The 17,936-nt window shown below is 34.1% G+C and carries 18 protein-coding genes, 1 rRNA gene and 1 pseudogene; 13 read left to right on the forward strand and 7 right to left on the reverse strand.

Features of this window, described 5'->3' with window-relative positions; all coding sequences use genetic code 11:
* Window positions 1–107, reverse strand: a 16S ribosomal RNA gene (locus LJC66_RS26750); the annotation flags it as partial.
* Window positions 108–1,163: 1,056 nt separating this feature from the next.
* Here LJC66_RS26750 and LJC66_RS26755 point away from each other — a divergent pair.
* The 4 genes from LJC66_RS26755 to LJC66_RS26770 all read left to right on the forward strand — a co-directional run bounded on the left by LJC66_RS26755 (window position 1,164) and on the right by LJC66_RS26770 (window position 3,925).
* The gene (locus LJC66_RS26755; RefSeq protein ID WP_230933850.1) at window positions 1,164–2,504 is read left to right on the forward strand and encodes an FAD-binding oxidoreductase; all 1,341 of its coding nucleotides are present in this window, start codon (window positions 1,164–1,166) and stop codon (window positions 2,502–2,504) included.
* Between the two features lie 439 nt (window positions 2,505–2,943).
* Window positions 2,944–3,237 carry a hypothetical protein gene (locus LJC66_RS26760; RefSeq protein ID WP_230933851.1) on the forward strand — a complete coding sequence of 98 codons (294 nt, stop codon included), beginning with the start codon at window positions 2,944–2,946 and terminating at the stop codon, window positions 3,235–3,237.
* 44 nt (window positions 3,238–3,281) lie between these two features.
* Window positions 3,282–3,524: a hypothetical protein gene (locus tag LJC66_RS26765; protein ID WP_230933852.1), complete on the forward strand. Its 243-nt coding sequence runs from the start codon at window positions 3,282–3,284 to the stop codon at window positions 3,522–3,524.
* Window positions 3,525–3,736: 212 nt separating this feature from the next.
* Window positions 3,737–3,925, forward strand: coding sequence for a hypothetical protein (locus LJC66_RS26770; RefSeq protein WP_088568086.1), 189 nt, complete (start codon window positions 3,737–3,739; stop codon window positions 3,923–3,925).
* 293 nt (window positions 3,926–4,218) lie between these two features.
* On the opposite strand, the pseudogene LJC66_RS26775 reads toward LJC66_RS26770, so the two are convergent.
* A pseudogene (locus tag LJC66_RS26775) lies at window positions 4,219–4,356 on the reverse strand (HepT-like ribonuclease domain-containing protein); the annotation flags it as partial.
* Window positions 4,298–4,561, reverse strand: a complete 264-nt coding sequence (locus LJC66_RS28065; RefSeq protein WP_369361863.1) for a nucleotidyltransferase domain-containing protein — start codon at window positions 4,559–4,561, stop codon at window positions 4,298–4,300. The pseudogene LJC66_RS26775 and the gene LJC66_RS28065, both read right to left, overlap by 59 nt.
* Before the next feature lie 351 nt (window positions 4,562–4,912).
* Here LJC66_RS28065 and LJC66_RS26780 point away from each other — a divergent pair, with 351 nt between their 5' ends.
* The 8 genes from LJC66_RS26780 (at window position 4,913) to LJC66_RS26815 (ending at window position 12,997) form a co-directional block, all read left to right on the forward strand.
* Window positions 4,913–6,094 carry an Alp7A family actin-like protein gene (locus LJC66_RS26780; RefSeq protein ID WP_230933853.1) on the forward strand — a complete coding sequence of 394 codons (1,182 nt, stop codon included), beginning with the start codon at window positions 4,913–4,915 and terminating at the stop codon, window positions 6,092–6,094.
* 17 nt (window positions 6,095–6,111) lie between these two features.
* The gene (locus tag LJC66_RS26785) at window positions 6,112–6,486 is read left to right on the forward strand and encodes a hypothetical protein (RefSeq protein WP_230933854.1); all 375 of its coding nucleotides are present in this window, start codon (window positions 6,112–6,114) and stop codon (window positions 6,484–6,486) included.
* Window positions 6,487–6,717: 231 nt separating this feature from the next.
* On the forward strand, window positions 6,718–7,965 hold the full coding sequence (locus LJC66_RS26790; RefSeq protein WP_230933855.1) for a S8 family peptidase: 1,248 nt from the start codon (window positions 6,718–6,720) through the stop codon (window positions 7,963–7,965).
* 208 nt (window positions 7,966–8,173) lie between these two features.
* Window positions 8,174–8,854 (forward strand): DUF1796 family putative cysteine peptidase, encoded by a 681-nt coding sequence (locus LJC66_RS26795; RefSeq protein ID WP_230933856.1) that lies wholly within the window; start codon window positions 8,174–8,176, stop codon window positions 8,852–8,854.
* A gap of 148 nt (window positions 8,855–9,002) precedes the next feature.
* Window positions 9,003–9,698 (forward strand): DUF1796 family putative cysteine peptidase, encoded by a 696-nt coding sequence (locus LJC66_RS26800; RefSeq protein WP_060747060.1) that lies wholly within the window; start codon window positions 9,003–9,005, stop codon window positions 9,696–9,698.
* Between the two features lie 403 nt (window positions 9,699–10,101).
* Entirely contained in the window at window positions 10,102–11,193 is a 1,092-nt protein-coding gene (gene wecB / locus LJC66_RS26805; protein ID WP_230933857.1) for a non-hydrolyzing UDP-N-acetylglucosamine 2-epimerase, read from the forward strand.
* Complete coding sequence (locus tag LJC66_RS26810; RefSeq protein WP_048022242.1) at window positions 11,186–12,172, forward strand: polysaccharide biosynthesis protein; 987 nt, start codon at window positions 11,186–11,188, stop codon at window positions 12,170–12,172. Before wecB ends, LJC66_RS26810 begins: the two co-directional genes overlap by 8 nt.
* Window positions 12,173–12,997 carry a dTDP-4-dehydrorhamnose reductase family protein gene (locus LJC66_RS26815; RefSeq protein WP_088568094.1) on the forward strand — a complete coding sequence of 275 codons (825 nt, stop codon included), beginning with the start codon at window positions 12,173–12,175 and terminating at the stop codon, window positions 12,995–12,997.
* A gap of 205 nt (window positions 12,998–13,202) precedes the next feature.
* On the opposite strand, the gene LJC66_RS26820 is transcribed toward LJC66_RS26815, so the two are convergent.
* The 4 genes from LJC66_RS26820 to LJC66_RS26835 form a co-directional block, all read right to left on the reverse strand.
* Window positions 13,203–13,391: an SPOR domain-containing protein gene (locus LJC66_RS26820; protein ID WP_230933858.1), complete on the reverse strand. Its 189-nt coding sequence runs from the start codon at window positions 13,389–13,391 to the stop codon at window positions 13,203–13,205.
* A gap of 353 nt (window positions 13,392–13,744) precedes the next feature.
* Window positions 13,745–14,368, reverse strand: a complete 624-nt coding sequence (locus LJC66_RS26825; RefSeq protein WP_060747056.1) for a DUF1796 family putative cysteine peptidase — start codon at window positions 14,366–14,368, stop codon at window positions 13,745–13,747.
* A gap of 140 nt (window positions 14,369–14,508) precedes the next feature.
* Entirely contained in the window at window positions 14,509–15,426 is a 918-nt protein-coding gene (locus LJC66_RS26830) for an NAD-dependent epimerase/dehydratase family protein (RefSeq protein WP_230933859.1), read from the reverse strand.
* A 122-nt stretch (window positions 15,427–15,548) separates the two neighbouring features.
* Window positions 15,549–16,769, reverse strand: coding sequence for a glycosyltransferase family 4 protein (locus LJC66_RS26835; RefSeq protein ID WP_230933860.1), 1,221 nt, complete (start codon window positions 16,767–16,769; stop codon window positions 15,549–15,551).
* A 222-nt stretch (window positions 16,770–16,991) separates the two neighbouring features.
* Between LJC66_RS26835 and LJC66_RS26840 the strand changes: the two genes are divergently transcribed.
* Window positions 16,992–17,882: an NAD-dependent epimerase/dehydratase family protein gene (locus LJC66_RS26840; protein WP_230933861.1), complete on the forward strand. Its 891-nt coding sequence runs from the start codon at window positions 16,992–16,994 to the stop codon at window positions 17,880–17,882.
* Window positions 17,883–17,936 lie beyond the last annotated feature (54 nt).

Genomic DNA, 17,936 nt, shown 5'->3' on the forward strand with positions numbered 1-17,936 from the left:
TCCGCCGCTAACGTCATAGAAGCAAGCTTCTAATCAGTTCGCTCGACTTGCATGTATTAGGCACGCCGCCAGCGTTCATCCTGAGCCAGGATCAAACTCTCCGAAGAAATGTTTGACTTGCTCATTTTAAAAAATAAAAATTAACGTTGACGTTTGTCGCTTTGTTCAGTTTTCAAAGTTCAACCGTCGCTTTTAAGCGACTTTGCTATCTTATCAAGTTATCAACGTAATGTCAACAACTTTTTTATCATCATCAACATCGTCTCTTTTAACGACGCTTTATTATTATAATCTCATTTAATTCAAAAATCAATAGTTTTTTGTTTTTTTCAAAAATATTCTCTAACAAACAAATCTAATTCGGTACAATACTTGTCTTAATGAAAGTTATATTTGGATTATACAGTTTAGAATATAACTTAAAATCAGCACTTTAATGGAATAGTGTTCCATCGTTTAACCGAACTAACGAAAATACCCCGCCCTATCGGCATAATATATGATAAAACAAGAAAGAAGCAAAAAGATTAATCTTTTTGCTCTGAGTGAATTACCCTATATAAAACGCAAGCAATTAGTATTTAGAAGTAAAAGGTATATTAGGTATGCAATTCGGGATTTTAGGCATACAATGCGGAACATCAGGTATACATCTTGGTATATTAGGCACACAACTTGGCACTTTAGGTATACAATGTGGAACATCAGGTATACATCTTGGTATCATTTTTGTCCCTCTTTTCAATATTCATTTACATATTATATGTATAAACCTAAGGACAAGCTTGTACGCTTGTCTAATATATAGAAATTTTTTCAACCTCAATATATTAACGCAGATAGAAATAAACTGAGTGTAATTTCCTAAATTCTATAATCTTTAGTTACCGTAATAGATTCTATATAAAATGAAAAACATTAGAATCATTCATTTGAACAATTTTTATTATGTATAAATATGTAAGGTCTCCCTTTATCTTGACCATAACCTTTCTAATTAACAAGAGTTTCTTTTCTAAAATATATTACAAACAATACCTTTATCTATCCTCATTAATAACCTTGTCATATATTTTTGAGTTACTAGATAACTCACCCAAGAGTTTGTCCGGTTTTTACATATATTAATATCGGAAATCTAATGTTCATTAGGAGTGAAGTATATGTCAACACATTTAACCGGACGAGTCATCTTCAAAGGAGACCCTGGCTATAAGGAAGCAATTAAGAATTGGAACCCTTATGTTGATGTCTGTCCCCTTGTTTTTGTTTTTGCACAAAATTCATACGATGTCAGCAATGCTATTAAATGGGCCCAAGAAAATAAAGTGCCTTTGCGTGTCAGAAGTGGGCGCCATGCTTTAGATAAGAACCTTTCAGTAGTAAATGGAGGAATTGTTATTGATGTAAGTGACATGAATAAAGTTTGCCTTGATAAAAAAAGTGAGATTGCAACAGTTCAAACGGGAATTCATGTGGGTCCACTTGTAAAGATGTTAGCTCGAGAAGGTTTTATGGCTCCTTTTGGAGATAGCCCCACCGTTGGAATTGGAGGAATTACGATGGGGGGAGGATTTGGAGTACTTTCACGATCAATCGGTCTTATAAGCGATAACCTTCTTGCACTGGAAACTGTAGATGCAAAAGGCAAGATTCTTCAAGCAAATCAATCTTCCAATGAGGACTTATTTTGGGCTTCCAGAGGTGGAGGCGGCGGAAACTTTGGATATAATACCGAATACACGTTTAAAGTTCATCGTGCCCCTAAAACTGCAACCGTCTTTAATATTATTTGGCCATGGGATCAATTAGAAACGGTATTTAAAGCTTGGCAAAAATGGGCACCGTTTGTAGACGAACGGTTAGGGTGCCTACTTGAGATTTACAGCAAAGTAAATGGTTTGTGTCATGCAGAAGGAATTTTCCTCGGTTCAAAAAAAGAGCTGATTAAATTGTTAAAGCCTTTACTAAATGCTGGAACCCCAGCACAAACAGTTATAGAAACATTATGCTATCCAGATGCTATAGACTTCTTAGACCCTGACGAGCCAATCCCTGGTAGATCCGATCAGAATGTTAAATTCTCCTCTGCTTGGGGACTTGATCTATGGTCGGAAGAGCCTATTTCAATTATGAAGAAGTTTTTAGAAGAAGCTACTGGCACAGAAGCCAACTTCTTTTTTATAAATTGGGGTGGTGCTCTAAGCAGAGTACCAAGTAATGAAACAGCCTTCTTTTGGCGCCGTCCATTGTTTTATACAGAATGGACGGCTAGTTGGGAAAATAAATCACAAGAAGCTTCCAATCTTGCATCAGTTGAAAAAGTACGTCAGCTCATGAAATCATATGTAAAAGGTTCGTATGTTAATGTCCCAGACCAAAATATTGAAAAGTTCGGAAAAGCATACTACGGCTCAAACTTCGCAAGACTTCGAGAAATAAAAGCAAAATACGATCCTGATAATTTATTCCATTTCCCACAAAGTATTCCACCCTTTTGTTGATCACTAAAAATCAATTAGATATCCATTCTTATAACTGAACGTTTTATATAACTTGGTTAGTATAGAAGAACTATTACTGCTTTTGCTGTTAATAGTTCTTCCTATATTCAAATTATATGTGATATATAAAGCTGGTTAATACTACGGCTCCTATATCGTACATAAAAACTTTTGTATCTTAAAAAGAAACCAGCTTTACTGTTCCATACCACCTCTAAACCATTTTGCTTTCACAACCGCCAGATTTTTTTAGCAGCAGTTTCTTAGATCAACAAAGCAATGTTTCCTATTAAAGCTTCTTACGCTAAAAAACTTTTTTCACCAAATATAGGCTTTTACTTGTTGCAGCTTGTCTATCTATGAATACACTATAATGATGAATTAATTCATTTACAGCTTTTAATTAATTCATCATAAAAAAGAGGTGATTAAAATAGAAATGTATACTTCTAACTATGATAAAAAATCTAGTTGCAGACCGAAAAACAAAAAGAAAAATAGAGAAAAAAACTGCACTCACATTAACATTTATGTTTATAACCATGCAGAGACTGGAGGACAAATTAGTGGCAATCATAGTCAAAATGCTAATCAGGGTGGACAGATTGCTAAACAAGGTGGACAAAATGCGAACCAAGACGGTGTAGTTGTTAAAGAATGTGGAAGAAAAAATAAACATGCTAAAGTAAAAAAACTCAGTTTTGAAGATAAAATGAACAACAAGCACTTCTAATCCTATCCCGTAAAACCCCTCTAAACTCAAGGTGTATAGAAAAGGTGATTAAAATAGAAATATATTATATGGCGTATAATTTAAAAAACGGTATGTATTATGTAGACAAGTCTTTCCCGCAAAAAAAGAAGAAAAGAAATAAAAATGTTAACTCGACAGCAGAAACAGCTAATCAGAATCCTAATTCTAAAGTAGCTACTCATGCTTATAATGTAGGCTGTGAATTTAAAAACACTGAGATAATTTCCTCAAGTATGATTGTAATAGATGGTGGTATGAGGTTTTAATGATCACGAAAACTCCATTATATATAGGGGCTTAAAAGAGATTTTTATATAACAATTCTCTCTTAAAGCCCTTATTTTCAAACAACAAAAAATATTAAGTTAAAATGATTAAATAGTACAAGCCCTTCCTTACAACTTACATATAATAAACTAAATATAGATTAATATAATCTGTATTTAAATTTATTATACAGCAAGGGGGGATACTGATAATGATTCAAGAGGTTTTAAGAATCCTTGATCCTGGTACACCAATTGCAAGTGTAATTTTAAGCGGTACTCAAATTAATAACGTTATATTTTCAAGCTTCGACGAGGCAAGAGCTTTAGCTTATTTTGCTACTTCAGCAGGAGTTATTGTTGTAGACGCTGATGAAATCCAAGGTCTACAAACTGCTTAAATTTAAAATTAGGACAAGCACTTAATAGGGAAGACTGAAATTATGCTTCCCTATGTGCTGAATATATATTAGATACAAATTCGGTGGACAAAACCATTCACTTAGAGCCAAAAACAAAAAAATTTGTAGGGGTAAGAGTTTTAATAACGAGTCAGTTATGGAATAAGCAGATTTCTATACATCTTGTATTTATCAATGCACCTCCAAAGCCTATAATAAAAATGGAACTTCGAACTATAAGGAAGTTCCATTTTTATGTTTATAATTAATTATTTGAATTTTTCCGAATCAACTCAGTAAACAAGAATCTGCTTTGTATACGTAGTAAAATCACTTAAACGTTTTTCTAAAATCTGCTGAATAATATCTTGATTAATGGCTTGATAATCGTGAACAGCAATATTTCGAAAACCTACCATAGCTTTCATTTTCTCTTTTTAACAAGGTAGCTAACTCTTGTGTAAGCATAAAAATTTCATATTTATCTATTTTTCTATCCTTCGCATAAAACCCAATATCAATATCACTTTCTTGATGGGTAGTTCCTTTTGCAAAGGATCCAAACATAAGGATAAAAGAAGGTTGTATGTGAGTATGTAAAAACTCCTTAATGGTTTGAACGATGGTACGGTCCATAGAATCCCTCCTTTTGTTGCTTCTATTGTAGCAAATTTTATTTCTTTGGATAAGAATAGGTTCCTTACGTTCTTTTTCCTTTTAAATATCATCAAAGTACTCGATGTAACAGTTATGTAATCCGCACTTACTATCTCTCATTATAAGCGAATCATCGCCTTCTTATTTTCATCACCAATCTTATTAAAATTACTTTTTCCACCTCAATATAAGTTCAACCAAACAAACCTAATTGTTGATATATGTAAGTTTTTGATGATAAATAAGTTCAACTAAAAGATTGAACAACCTCTTTTTCTCTTGTATAATTAGTCCAACAGAAGTTCAACTAAAAAATGAGGTGTATAAATTATGAAAATTTCACGTTTTAATAAAGACTGCGGGAACTCAGTCGACATGAATATTGTCGATGGTTATCTGTTCGATTTCCCAACTAACGTAGTAGAACTCCAAAAAGAAGCTGCTGATTCATTCTTTACAGATGCAGTAACAGCACCAGAGGAATTTAAAAAGCGTATCTTACTTTCCACGACTATTGGTGACGAAGAGAAAGAACGTTATTTCTTAGTTGGTGATATCGCAGCAAGCCAACAACTTGCGAATAATCACATCAATCGTTTACATAACAAAATTACAAGCTATATTCCTTATGTAACATTTTTAGCTGCTATTGCATACTACCATGCGTTGCATGCGAAAGATCAAAAGGATAATACCATCGAGATTGACTATTTCTCTACGATGTTACCAATCTGGCTACTAAAAAAAGAAAGCACATTTGGTGAAGCGCAAAAAGCCATGGCAACTCGCTTTTTAGGTGACCATGCTTTCCGTATTCATACGCCAGGGTTCGAAAAAGAAATAAAGGTATCTGTAGAAGAAAGTGCATGCTTAAAAGAAGGCGAAATTGCACGCTTTGCATTAAAGAAAGACCTAACGCTTCAAGACCGTGAAGATGCCAATGCATATGTAGAATGTGAAACCGTGATGGTCGATATTGGTGGAGGATCCATTGATGTTGTGATTTTACCTGAAGGATTAAAAGCTGCAAACAGCCGTGAATCATTCCAAAGTATCGAAGGTATTCCATACCTAGCGCACATTGATAAGTTACGCAAAGAGAAATTCCCAGAGTTGTTTACCGATTTACGGGCATTTGATCAATTTATTTTAGATAACTATAGCAAACAAAAGTTTGAATTAAAAAATGAAAACACAGGCGAATCCATTGATTTGACAGTTCAAATTACATCTTCTCTAAGAGATTATGTAGAGATTTTACTGGCGAAGTTAAATGATGTGGCTCCACCACCGGCCAATAAAATTCGTAAATATGTATATAGTGGCGGTGTTGCTCCGACACTAAAAGTAGCCATTATGAACAGCATGAATGAAAAAATCGGTGAAGAACGTACAGAAAAATATCATAAAGTGCCAGAGGATAGTCGTCACTTGAATTTATTCGGCTTAGAAATTCGAAGCATTGGATATCTTCAAAAGAAACAAGCCGAGAAGAAAGCCGTTAAATCCTAACAGCGTAGGTGATAACCATGTCAGAGCGTCAGAACGCCTTTACGATTAAAACCAACCAGTTAAGTGATGAAGTCTATGACATACTTGCAAAGTATGCGAAATCTCGAAAATTAGGGGATTATATTTCATCTTTAATTGTTCGAGATCTCCATCGTGCATCTATCAACCGAGTAGAGACAGGGCACAGAACAGAAGAACTTCTCGAGCATATCAATTCAGAACTCCAGGAGTTAAAACAGTTAGCTCAGGCTAATAGATTTGCCGGTAAACGAGAGAATATAGAAGAGAAACCCGTAGAGGATCACATCATCAAAGAAGGAAAGGTTGCAGATTTAGAACATGTGTCTGGATCTTTAGATGATGATGATCTGGAAGAATATAACGATTTTTAAAAGAAAAAGTCACTAGATATACTAGTGGCTTTCTTTTTTATAATAAACTTCACGCTTTAAAGCCGAACACAAGGCTCACTTCCCAAGAATAAATGGTCATATAGGATAGGTCTGATCTATTAGTAAGCTATTTTAAAATACATATTTATTTGCTTAAATAATAACTTTGTCCAAACCCTTTCAATAAATCGCGAATAACCTATAAAGAGTGCGATTTTCAGGAGGGAACGAATGTTTAATTTACCAGCCATTACTTTATCAGTTTCTATTATTATACTGTTATTTTATACAGTGAAATATATTATCAAGGTTTTAAAGCAACAACCGTTAGAAAAGTTAAAAATCGACCAAATAAAAAATACATCACAAATATTTAAGATTAGTGACAAAGCTAATATCAATGAATCTGCAGCTGATGCTTCCCAATATTCAAGCCAAATCATTGTAAAGTTTAAAGATAATGTGTGCTCTGAAAAACAGGCAGCCATTCATCGTAAAAATAAATGTACCCTTTTACATCGCAACAAAGATCTTGATTTTCAGGTCTTACGCTCTAAAAAAAAGATTGATAAACTGATTAAACGCTATAGCGAATTAGATGAAGTAGAATACGTAGAGCCAGACTATACACTTAGCGCCTCCTATACCCCCAATGACACCTTTTTCCCCTATCAATATGGACCTCAAAAGGTACAAGCTCCTGATGCTTGGGATGTTACTACTAGTAATGGAAATATAAAAATTGCTATCATAGACACTGGAATTCAGCTAAATCACCCTGAATTATCTATTAAACTCTGGCCTGGCTATAATTTTGTAGAAGGAAACTTAGTACCTAACGATGGTAATGGACATGGAACGCATGTGGCGGGAATTGCTGCAGCTCTTACGGAAAATGGTTTAGGTATTGCAGGAATGGCTCCATCAGCATCACTAATCCCCGTTCGTGCCCTTGACAACAGTGGAAATGGTCTATTGAGTAATATTGCAAATGCAATTACTTATTCAACAAATGCAGGAGCAAAAGTAATTAATTTAAGTTTAGGTTCATCCCAAAGTTCAATTACTTTAGAGAATGCGGTGAATTACGCTTGGAATCAAGGAGTAGTAGTTATAGCTGCGGCTGGAAATGAAGCTTCTAGTACACCAACATACCCAGCTGCTTATCAAAATGTAATCGCTGTGGCCTCTACAGATAACAACGATCAAAAATCTGACTTCTCTAATTTTGGTACTTGGGTAGATGTAGCTGCCCCAGGTTCAACGATTTTATCCACTTATATAGGCAGCTATTACGCATATCTAAGCGGTACTTCTATGGCTGCTCCCCATGTTGCAGGACTTGCAGCCTTGCTAGCAGCTCAAGGACAAACCAATCTTCAGATTAGAAATACTATTCAATCCACATGTGATGTAATACCAGGGACCGGAGTATACTGGACTTATGGAAGAATTAATGCAAACCGAGCAGTTCGCTAGCATTAACAGTTAAAGAAGTCACCTATTACAGCCGTTAACTATTTTATTTCACATGGATCTATAAATAATTAAAAGGCGCTGACTTCGCAATCGATTTTCAGTGCTTTTTATGTTGTAAGAGCAAATGAATCAATAATTATATGCACGTCATCCAAACAAATTTTTTATCTAACATATGTATAAAAACTTAAATAGTAGGAGGATTAATTTGAATTTACATGATGTTAAAGGACATTACGATGTAATTATAAGTTTAGGTAGTGCCTGTAATCCTGCACTACAACTGAATCGATTGAATTTAAGAAGTTTTACTTCAAGTCCACTTGATTGGAGCTATTCTCCGTTTCTTTCAGATGTAAATCGGCTACTTCAAAATAAGTTCCATGGGTATATGCAGCTTAAAAATATGCGTTTAGTAGACGACAGTGGCGAGTATGTATATTTTAATGATAAAATGCTTAAATTTCCCCATCAAAATCTATACAGATCAAACAAATCATATATCATACAGGATACTTATTATAATATCTTCTCAGCTCATGATTTTGCTATAGTGCCGAATAAAGACTGGACTGCTATGTATCCGAAATTTAAAAGAAACCTTGATTATAGGATAAGCAGGTTTATGAAAAAGATGCTGAGCAGTAACTCAATTTTATTTATAAGGTGGGGAGCTACTTATGAAGAAGCAATTGAATTACAAAAAACATTATTAGCTCTTACAAAAGGTCAGTTTAAAATACTTATCTTAAATCCCTTAGAGGACATACAAGTTCCCACTGAAGTAAACTGGGAAATTGATAACGTTTGTATAGTTAATGTACCAGAAGATCCAAATGATATTTTAACTTGGGACTATGTTCTAGATGGTGTATTATTACGTCGCTAAATGTATGTTATATAAGGTCCTCCACTTAAACGCTCTTTAGCCCCCATGTCTTTTTTACCAATACTTTCTTATAAATATATAGTTACTTTGTCCAATCAAATGTACAAGGTTTAGCATTTACTATAATAGAATTGCTAAATGCAAAGGGATGATTATATTGAATTTACAGGATATTAAAGGATCTTATGACTTAATGCTAGGGCTAGGTAGTTGGTGTGGTCCCTCCCTTAATTTAAGAAGGCATAATTGGAGAAGATTTTCATTTCCTTTAGACTGGATGATATCTAATTCAATTGCTGATGTCAGTAGGTTGTTACAAAATAGATTTAGTGGATTTATGGACCTTCAAAACCTGCAGCGAACTGATGGATATGCTCATTTTCTTGATGACGGAGTCGCAATTTTCCCAGAAGAAGGTGGAACAGAACCCGTTAATGCTCACTTTATTCACGATATGCATTATAATATTATTTCTGTTCATGATTTTCCCATTATTCCAAATGTAGACTGGACCGTAATGTATCCCTCTTATAAAGAGAAGCTCAATCAACGTATAACGAGATTTTTTGAAAAAATTGAGAATAGCTCATCTGTTTTGTTTATTAGGTGGGGAGCAGCTACTCCAGAAGAAGCGATAGAATTAAAAACCACTTTATCAGAATTAGTAAATGGTTCATTTAATATACTACTACTTCAACCTCTAGAAGGATTAAAAGGCGTAGTAGATATGAACTGGACAATTGATGGAATTTGTTCAGTTCAAGTCCCTCTAGATAATCCAAATGATGAAGCTGTTTGGGACTATGTGCTAAATGGATTAAGCCTAACTAATTTTTGGACTTAATTACTACAACCATCTTCATACAGTCTCATGTAGTAAGGATAAAATCGAGCATAAAAGACCTTGTTTTCCTTTTGAAAGGGGAACAAGGTCTTTTCTTATTGCAAAAATCTATATTTGCTCTTTAAATATTCATGTTTGACAGCCTGAGGCATAAGATTTAAGCCATTAGAAGAGGAATTACAGTGGAATATTTATACATAAAACCACAAAAAAGCGGCCATTCTTTTCATTAATTTAAAGAGAAGCACTTCTTATTTTAGACTTATCACTTTTTATTGGGAAGATTAATAGATTAGCCTATAGCAAGAAAAAAGGAAAAGCATATTTTAATAAATAAGGGGCCGAATGCGCATTAGGAAAGGGTAATTATGCTTATAAATAAGGTGAATAGGGTGTGTAAAAAATGAAAGTTATGACTATTTTGGGTACAAGACCCGAAATTATACGTTTAAGCCTCATCATTAAAAAGTTAGATAACTATGCTTCACAGCACATTTTAGTGCATACAGGCCAAAATTTCACTCCTTCATTAAGTGAAGTATTTTTTCAAGAGTTGAATGTACGAAAACCAGACTATATACTGGCTAACCAGCAGCTGTCATTAGGTGAACAGTTATCGAAGATGTATAAAGAGCTAGAACAGCTATTTTTAAAAGAGAAGCCGGACAAAGTTTTAATATTAGGCGACACTAATAGCGGTTTAAGCGCGATTCTAGCAGAGAGAATGGGTATACCAGTTATTCATATGGAGGCCGGAAACCGTTGTTTTGACTTAGAGGTGCCAGAAGAAAAGAATCGTCGAATTATTGATGCAATATCGAGCTTTAACCTCCCCTATACTCCTCAAAGTAAAGAAAATTTAATTAAAGAAGGTATTCCCTCAAATCGTATTATTACTTCTGGAAATCCAATTAACGAGGTTTTAAAACATTATGAATCTTCCATCGAAAACAGCAACATTCTTAATGAACTATCCTTAGAAAAAAGTGACTATTTTCTAGTTACAGCACATCGTGCGGAAAATGTAGATCATGAAGATCGACTGTTGGAAATCATGAAAGGTATTAATATGGTAGCTAAATTTTACCAAAAGAGAATAATATGCAGTATTCATCCTCGTACTAAATCCCGGATAGAAAATATTCCACTGCTAGAAGTCCATCCATTAGTAGAATTCCATGAACCTTTTGGTTTTTTTGATTTTGTAAATCTCGAAAAGAATGCTTTTTGTGTCTTAACAGACAGCGGAACAGTTCAGGAAGAATGTTGTTTGTTTCATATTCCTACGGTAACTATTCGCAAAACAACTGAAAGACCAGAAACTATTCAGTGTGGAAGTAACATGCTGTCAGGAATAGATGCTAACCAAATCGTAACCTGTGTTCATGTAATGGTTAACCAATTAAAAAATTGGTCGTACCCTGAAGGATATGGTCATGTAGATGTTTCAGACAAAGTAATTAAAGTGGTACTAGGAGGAATGAAAGGTGTTTAATAATAAGACAATTTTAGTAACAGGTGGCACAGGTTCTTGGGGGTATGAACTTGTTAAACAATTACTAACACATAACCCTAAAGAAATACGTGTTTTTTCAAGGAATGAATCAAATCAATTTACTATGAAGCAAGAATTTGATAATCATCCTAAGTTAAATTTTATTATTGGAGACATTAAGGAAAGAGAAGCACTAATTGAAGCGTGTCAAGGCGTAAATTATATCTTTCACTTAGCTGCTTTAAAACATGTTCCTGTATGTGAAGATCAACCAATCGAAGCCTTAAAAACCAACGTACATGGTACTCAAAATGTAATAGACGCAGCAATAAGCTGTGATGTAGATAGAGTGGTTTATATTTCCACTGATAAAGCGTCAAATCCAGCTAACTTTTATGGTTTATCAAAAGCAATGGGGGAAAGATTAATCATTCACGCTAACACATTAAATACTAAAACTAAATTTGTTTGTATACGTGGAGGAAACGTTCTAGGGACTAACGGAAGCGTTATTCATGTATTCAAGAAACAAATTCAAGAAAAAGGGAAAATAGGTATAACTGACCCCGGGATGACTCGCTTCTTTTTAACATTAGAGGATGCGATAAAGCTGGTTTTTAAAGCCACATTTGAAAGTCTAGGTGGAGAAATATTCGTCATGAAAATGCCCACTTGTCGAATTATTGACTTAGCAAATGTATTAATAGAAGCTTCTGGAAAAGACAAGATTGAAATTGAAATATTAGGTATACGACCTGGAGAAAAAATTCACGAGCTTCTGTTATCCGAATATGAAAGTGCAACAACCGTTACTTACGATGATGAGTATTATGTGATTTTACCTCCAATTTATATTAAAGGCTTAAAAGAATACTATTCAAACTATGCTCAAGTAAACTTAGAAAAATATGATTCAAGTAAACAAGTGATTAGTAAAGAGGAAATTAGAGAGATGTTGCTGAAAGGCGGGTTTATCTAAATGAAAGTACTAATTCTTGGTGGAAAAGGAATGGCAGGGCATGTAATTACTAAATATTTTATACAGCATACAAATCATGATGTTTTTTGTACATCAAGAGACCCGAAAGATAAAGATACTATTTACTTGGATGTAACTGACTTTAAGCATGTTGAAGAGACTATAGAATCTATTAAGCCCCATGTCCTCATTAATTGTATCGGAATTTTAAATGAACACGCTAGTCATAACCCGATGCGTGCTTTTCAGGTAAACAGCCTGCTCCCACATCAGTTGGCTAAATTTGTTGAACGTCATCAAGGAAAATTAATTCATATCAGCACAGACTGTGTTTTTTCAGGGGCAAGAGGAGATTATACAGAACATGATGTTCCGGATGGTACCTCTGTATATGCTCAATCTAAACAGCTTGGTGAAATTATTGACGAAAAACATTTAACAATCCGCACCTCTATAATAGGACCTGAGTTAAAGGAGGATGGCATTGGCTTATTTCTGTGGTTTATGAAACAGAAGGGTACCATTAAAGGTTATAAAAAGGCATTATGGAATGGAGTAACAACATTAGAATTAGCTAAATCGATTGACTTCTTCTTAGAAAACAATACTTCTGGACTCTACCATTTGCATTCACAGAAAAAAATATCAAAATTCACATTGCTAGAATTAATTAAAGATGTTTTCATGAAAGAAGATGTGCAAATTATTCCCGATGAAGATGTTGTATTAGATCGTACTATTATTAATACCCGAACAGATTTTTGTTATCTAACCCCTGATTACCAACAGATGTTAATGGAACTGAAAGAATGGATGACAAAATAAATAGCACTAACTATGAGTAAAAGAAAAACATAATAAAATGAGAAGCACTAAAAATGATTTCTCCTTTATTGTATTATGATAAACAGGTAATAAAATTCGTTTTATACTTCTACAAGTCTAAAATAGACAGCTAGACTATTTCTATTAAAATAGCTTAGCTGTCTATTTTTATCCCAATTTATAGAAAAACAAAAATAAAGTTACATTAAAAACCAGAACCAGATTTTTCAACATGCTCAGGTATAACATATGCGGTAAGACCATAACGTTCTTTTATTTCTTTTGCAACTTGTTCTGCTATAACCTTATCAACAAATGCCCCTGTTATAATCCGATAGCGTTGTCTCGAAGTCGTATTGTGTATATCCTTTGACTCCATTTGCTGTTGACTCACACCCTTCCCCTCCTTAACTAGATAATAAATTATTTTCTCTATACATTTCTTCTTTTTAGAGGCACCTCGAAAAGCACCCTAATATCTTCAAGAGAAAGGTGTTTTGTTAGACTGCAACAATTTCAAGTAATGTAACTTGTCCATTATTATTCTGTAACGGCTATATGTATGGTTAGTATTGGATTTTCAGGCAGGTTTCAAAAGGCAGGTGAGTATGCGTGGTAAGCAATAATGGCACGTTATGATAGAGAGACCCATAAAGAAGTATTCCTCTTACTCAAATTGCTTAATGTGAAGCTATAAACACAAAAATGTAGCCTTTTATAAGCACATTAAAAAGATATCTAACGTACCTATAAAAGGGAAACACCATCAAGTATCCTTTTCCAATAATGATTATTTGCATTCCATTTATCTTGATTTGGTAATTCAATAACACAAACTTTATTTAGCGACCACTCTTTTTCAACTAACTCATTTACATCCGTATGATTAATAATTAGAATGCTAAAGTCATTTTTAATCATAGTAGATAAAATACGCTCAAGCTCTGCAGCTTCTTCACGGCTAGCTTCGGTTCTAATAAACAGAATACGCTGTCCAGTAGATAATTTCTCTAAAAATCGTTGAATTCTCCTATCGTACTTTTCTTTAACCTCTTCGTATCCTCCTAAGTGAGAAAGTGTATTTTTATCAGTCTTAAAATCGTGGTTAAACCCTATATTATAAACCTCATCCCACACCAATAAATCCCATTCGGATACATATTGGATTATCTTTAAATTGTTTGGATTTAAAAAGTCAGCAAACTGATTTTTCAAAAGAAGGTTGACCTTTTTTAAATCGTGTGAGGATACCCAATCCAAAATCCCCGCAAAGTTTCTTAGGTTGTTTTCTCTTAGTTGAATAGACGTCAAACATAAGTCGCCTAAACTAAAAATGGCACTATATGGTCCTTTTATTCCTTCTAATTTCATATTGGTTGCCCCTTAAAGAATCGTATTGTACAAGTCTATATATAACATTAAATGCAGACCTCTTCTAAAATGTTAGGGCTAATGAGCATATAATTAATAAAATAGACAGCTACTTTAAGGAACGCGGAATTTTTTTGGAATTAACCTTTTTCACTAGAAAAAATATACGTTTCCTTTAATCCTTCTAAAACAGATACTTTTGAAGACCATTTTAATAGTTTTCTTGCTTTTTTACTATCAAGACAACTATGTTTAATATCGCCGGGCCTTCCTTCCGTATAAACAACATCGATATTGGAACCATGAATATACTCAAGGTTTTTCAATAAATCATTTACAGAAGTTTTTTTTGTAGTACTAGCATGAACAATCTCTTGATGGCCTTTCTCAATAGCTGCAATATTAGCTTGAACAATATCTTTTACATATATGAAATCACGTGTTTGTTCACCATCACCATGAATGTTAAAAGAAAGACCCTTTTTCAACCTTTCTAAAAATACTGCTACTACTCCCCCTTCTCCTTTTGGTGTCTGCCTTGGCCCGTATACGTTTCCATATCGGAGAATTGTATACTGTAAACCATATAAATAGTGGAACAACCGTATATATGATTCAGCAGTCAATTTGGACAATCCATAATAAGAGACAGGAAGAGTTAAATCCTGCTCGGTAATTAATTCTTTTTGTAAATTTCCATATACAGCTGAAGTAGACGCAAAGATAAACTTATTCACTGAAGCATCCCTACAAGCTTCCAGCAGGTTTATAGTCCCTTGCACATTCACATCTGCGTCGTATTGAGGATCTTGAATAGATCGTGAAACATCTGCCTGAGCAGCTAAGTGAAATACTACATCGGGCTTTTCATCTACAATAATTTGTTTCGCTTTATCACTGCATATATCTTCGATATGCAAAGTAGCAAGAGGGTGTATGTTGTCATACTTTCCGGAAATCAAGTTATCAATTATGTGCACATTAAAATCTTGTCTAATGAGCTCTTCTACAAGGTGGGAACCAATAAATCCTGCTCCGCCAGTCACTACAGCCTTCATATACTATTCTCTCCTCTTTCAAGTTTTAATAGTATATGTCACCTATAAGGCTCCTGTATAAGTTACCCACCCAATCTATTTCAAAAAAGCATTTGGATTCCTTTTTTGACTTACTTACAGGTTTAACGGTCTTTATACGAAAGAACATTTTCATAAACCTCTAAGATCTTTTGAACCGCATCTTTTTGAGACCAATGCTTTAAAGCCCATTCTTGAGCATTTGCTCCTAACTTATCTCTATATGTCGCATTTATTAGTAAATCATAAAGGTTTTTACATAATAATGTGGTATTCCCCGCAGGAGAAATTAATCCTGTAGAGCCGTGCTGAACCATTTCAGGCAATCCCCCCGCATCACTTACTATTACAGGTTTTTTTGCAATTTGAGCTTCAATGACTGATAAAGGTTGATTTTCTATAAGACTTGGTAAAACAAAAATGTTAGCAAGGGAGAGTAAAGCAGGAACGTCATTTCTATTACCTAAAAATAGAACTCTTTTTCCTAAACCTAGTGCTCTACTCTGAGCTTTTAACTCAGCTTTTTGATCTCCATCTCCGACTATCCAGCATACCCACCCTTTTTTTATTTTTTTTAATTCACTAAGGGCTGTTAGTAAATGATGAATGCCTTTAATTTCAGCTAATCTTCCCGTATAAATAATTACTTGTTGACCCACTGGCGGATGAATCTTAGATGGAGTCTGCATTCGTTTAAAAAAAGAAGCAATATCATACCCGTAATGGAATACTTTAAGTTGAGCCTCTTCAACGCCAAATTCTTGAATTAAAATTTCTTTTAACCAATTATTCGCTACTATGGTACAATCAGCAGCCATGGCACCTGTATGTTCAAGTTCATTAAAATATTTAGTAGCTATATCAGCCGTAGGGGCCTTCAAAATATCTTTGACGTATCGATTTAATTCATGAGCAACACAACCATGTATAGTGGCTACCATAGGCGTAGTAATAGTCTTTAAGGAACGAATACATGCAGTTGCTACAACATCTTGTGTGTGAATTAAATCATATTGGTTGATATCTAAACGAGCAACTCCCCTTGTATAACCAATACGTTCTTTTTCATAGAATTTTACTACTGGATCTTTATATAAAATAGGATTATTTTTTTCATGTTGTTCCAATTCTTCTAATAACGATAGCTCATCTTTAACTATTTCAAGGTTTCTATTAACAATATGAACTGATTTATTTCCAATTCCATGTCCAAGTAAATCTACTTCATGACCTAACCCTTCAAGCTCCTGCTTTAATTGCTGCATATAATTCCAAACTCCACCTACATGGGGAACTTCCCAAAATGTAGCAAGCAGTATTTTCATTATAACCTCTCCTCTTTTCATAACATTCACGTTCTAAAAGTCTCTCTATATAGGTATTCATGGAATTTGTTAATGTTATAGACCTCTGCCCGTATTTTCACCCTATGTTTTGTGATAGTGACCTATCGGGCAGCGGATGAAATATTTAGCTTTTTTAGCATACATCTAATAATAAGTTTTATTTATTAAATTCTTCTTATTATTTAAGGTGAGGTGTCATTAATGGATAAGAAACCTACATTACTAATTACCGGTGCTAGTGGATTTACTGGATATCATGCATGTAATTTTTTTTCGAAATTAGAGTTTGATGTCATAGCTATCACAAACGCAAATTCTTTTTCTCATAAGAAAATTAAGTGCAGAACTTGTGATCTATCTAATAATGAGTCAGTAAAGAAGTTGATTTCAACAACCAAACCCGACTACCTCCTTCATTTAGCAGGTCAAAATACTGTAGGGTCATCCTGGGATAATCCCATTCAATCTTTAGAAGTAAATGCAATGGCTACAGCATACTTACTTGATGCTCTTAGAAAAGAAATGCCTTCCTGTAAAGCTGTTATTGTAGGTTCAGCTCTTCAGTTTGATCCAACATCTCCAGCAACTTTTAATCATCCATATGGCTTGAGTAAGACCATTCAAACCCTCATTTCTCAATTTTGGTCCAATCTATATAATATGAATATTGTTGTCGCTAAACCATCAAATCTTATAGGTCCAGGTTTCTCTAAAGGAGTTTGTTCAATTTTTGCTAAAAAGATTGCAGATATGGAGAAAGAAGAAGAGGAAAAGTATCTGAATGTGAGTAATTTAAATAATCGTTTTGACTTCTTAGACGTACGAGATGCTGTTAGAGCTTATGAGCTTCTGCTTAGAAAAGGAGAAACTGGCTGTTTATACAATGTCTCCTCTGGAAAAAGCTATTCTTTAGAAGATATTATAAATATATTTAAAAAGATAACTCCCGTTCAATTCCAAGTAAAAGTAGATAATAAAAGTCCGTTAAATAATTTCACCACTTTAAATCCTACAGCATTAACCAAGTTGGGTTGGCAACCAACCATTACCATAGAATCTACTATCAGGGACATTGTTGACTATTATCGTTAGAGAGTCTTTCTCTCATTATAATTATCTACTCGGCTTTACGAAAATTCAGATTTA

It is taken from the genome of Priestia sp. TSO9 (genome assembly GCF_021029645.1).
In the GTDB taxonomy this organism is placed as follows: domain Bacteria; phylum Bacillota; class Bacilli; order Bacillales; family Bacillaceae_H; genus Priestia; species Priestia megaterium_E.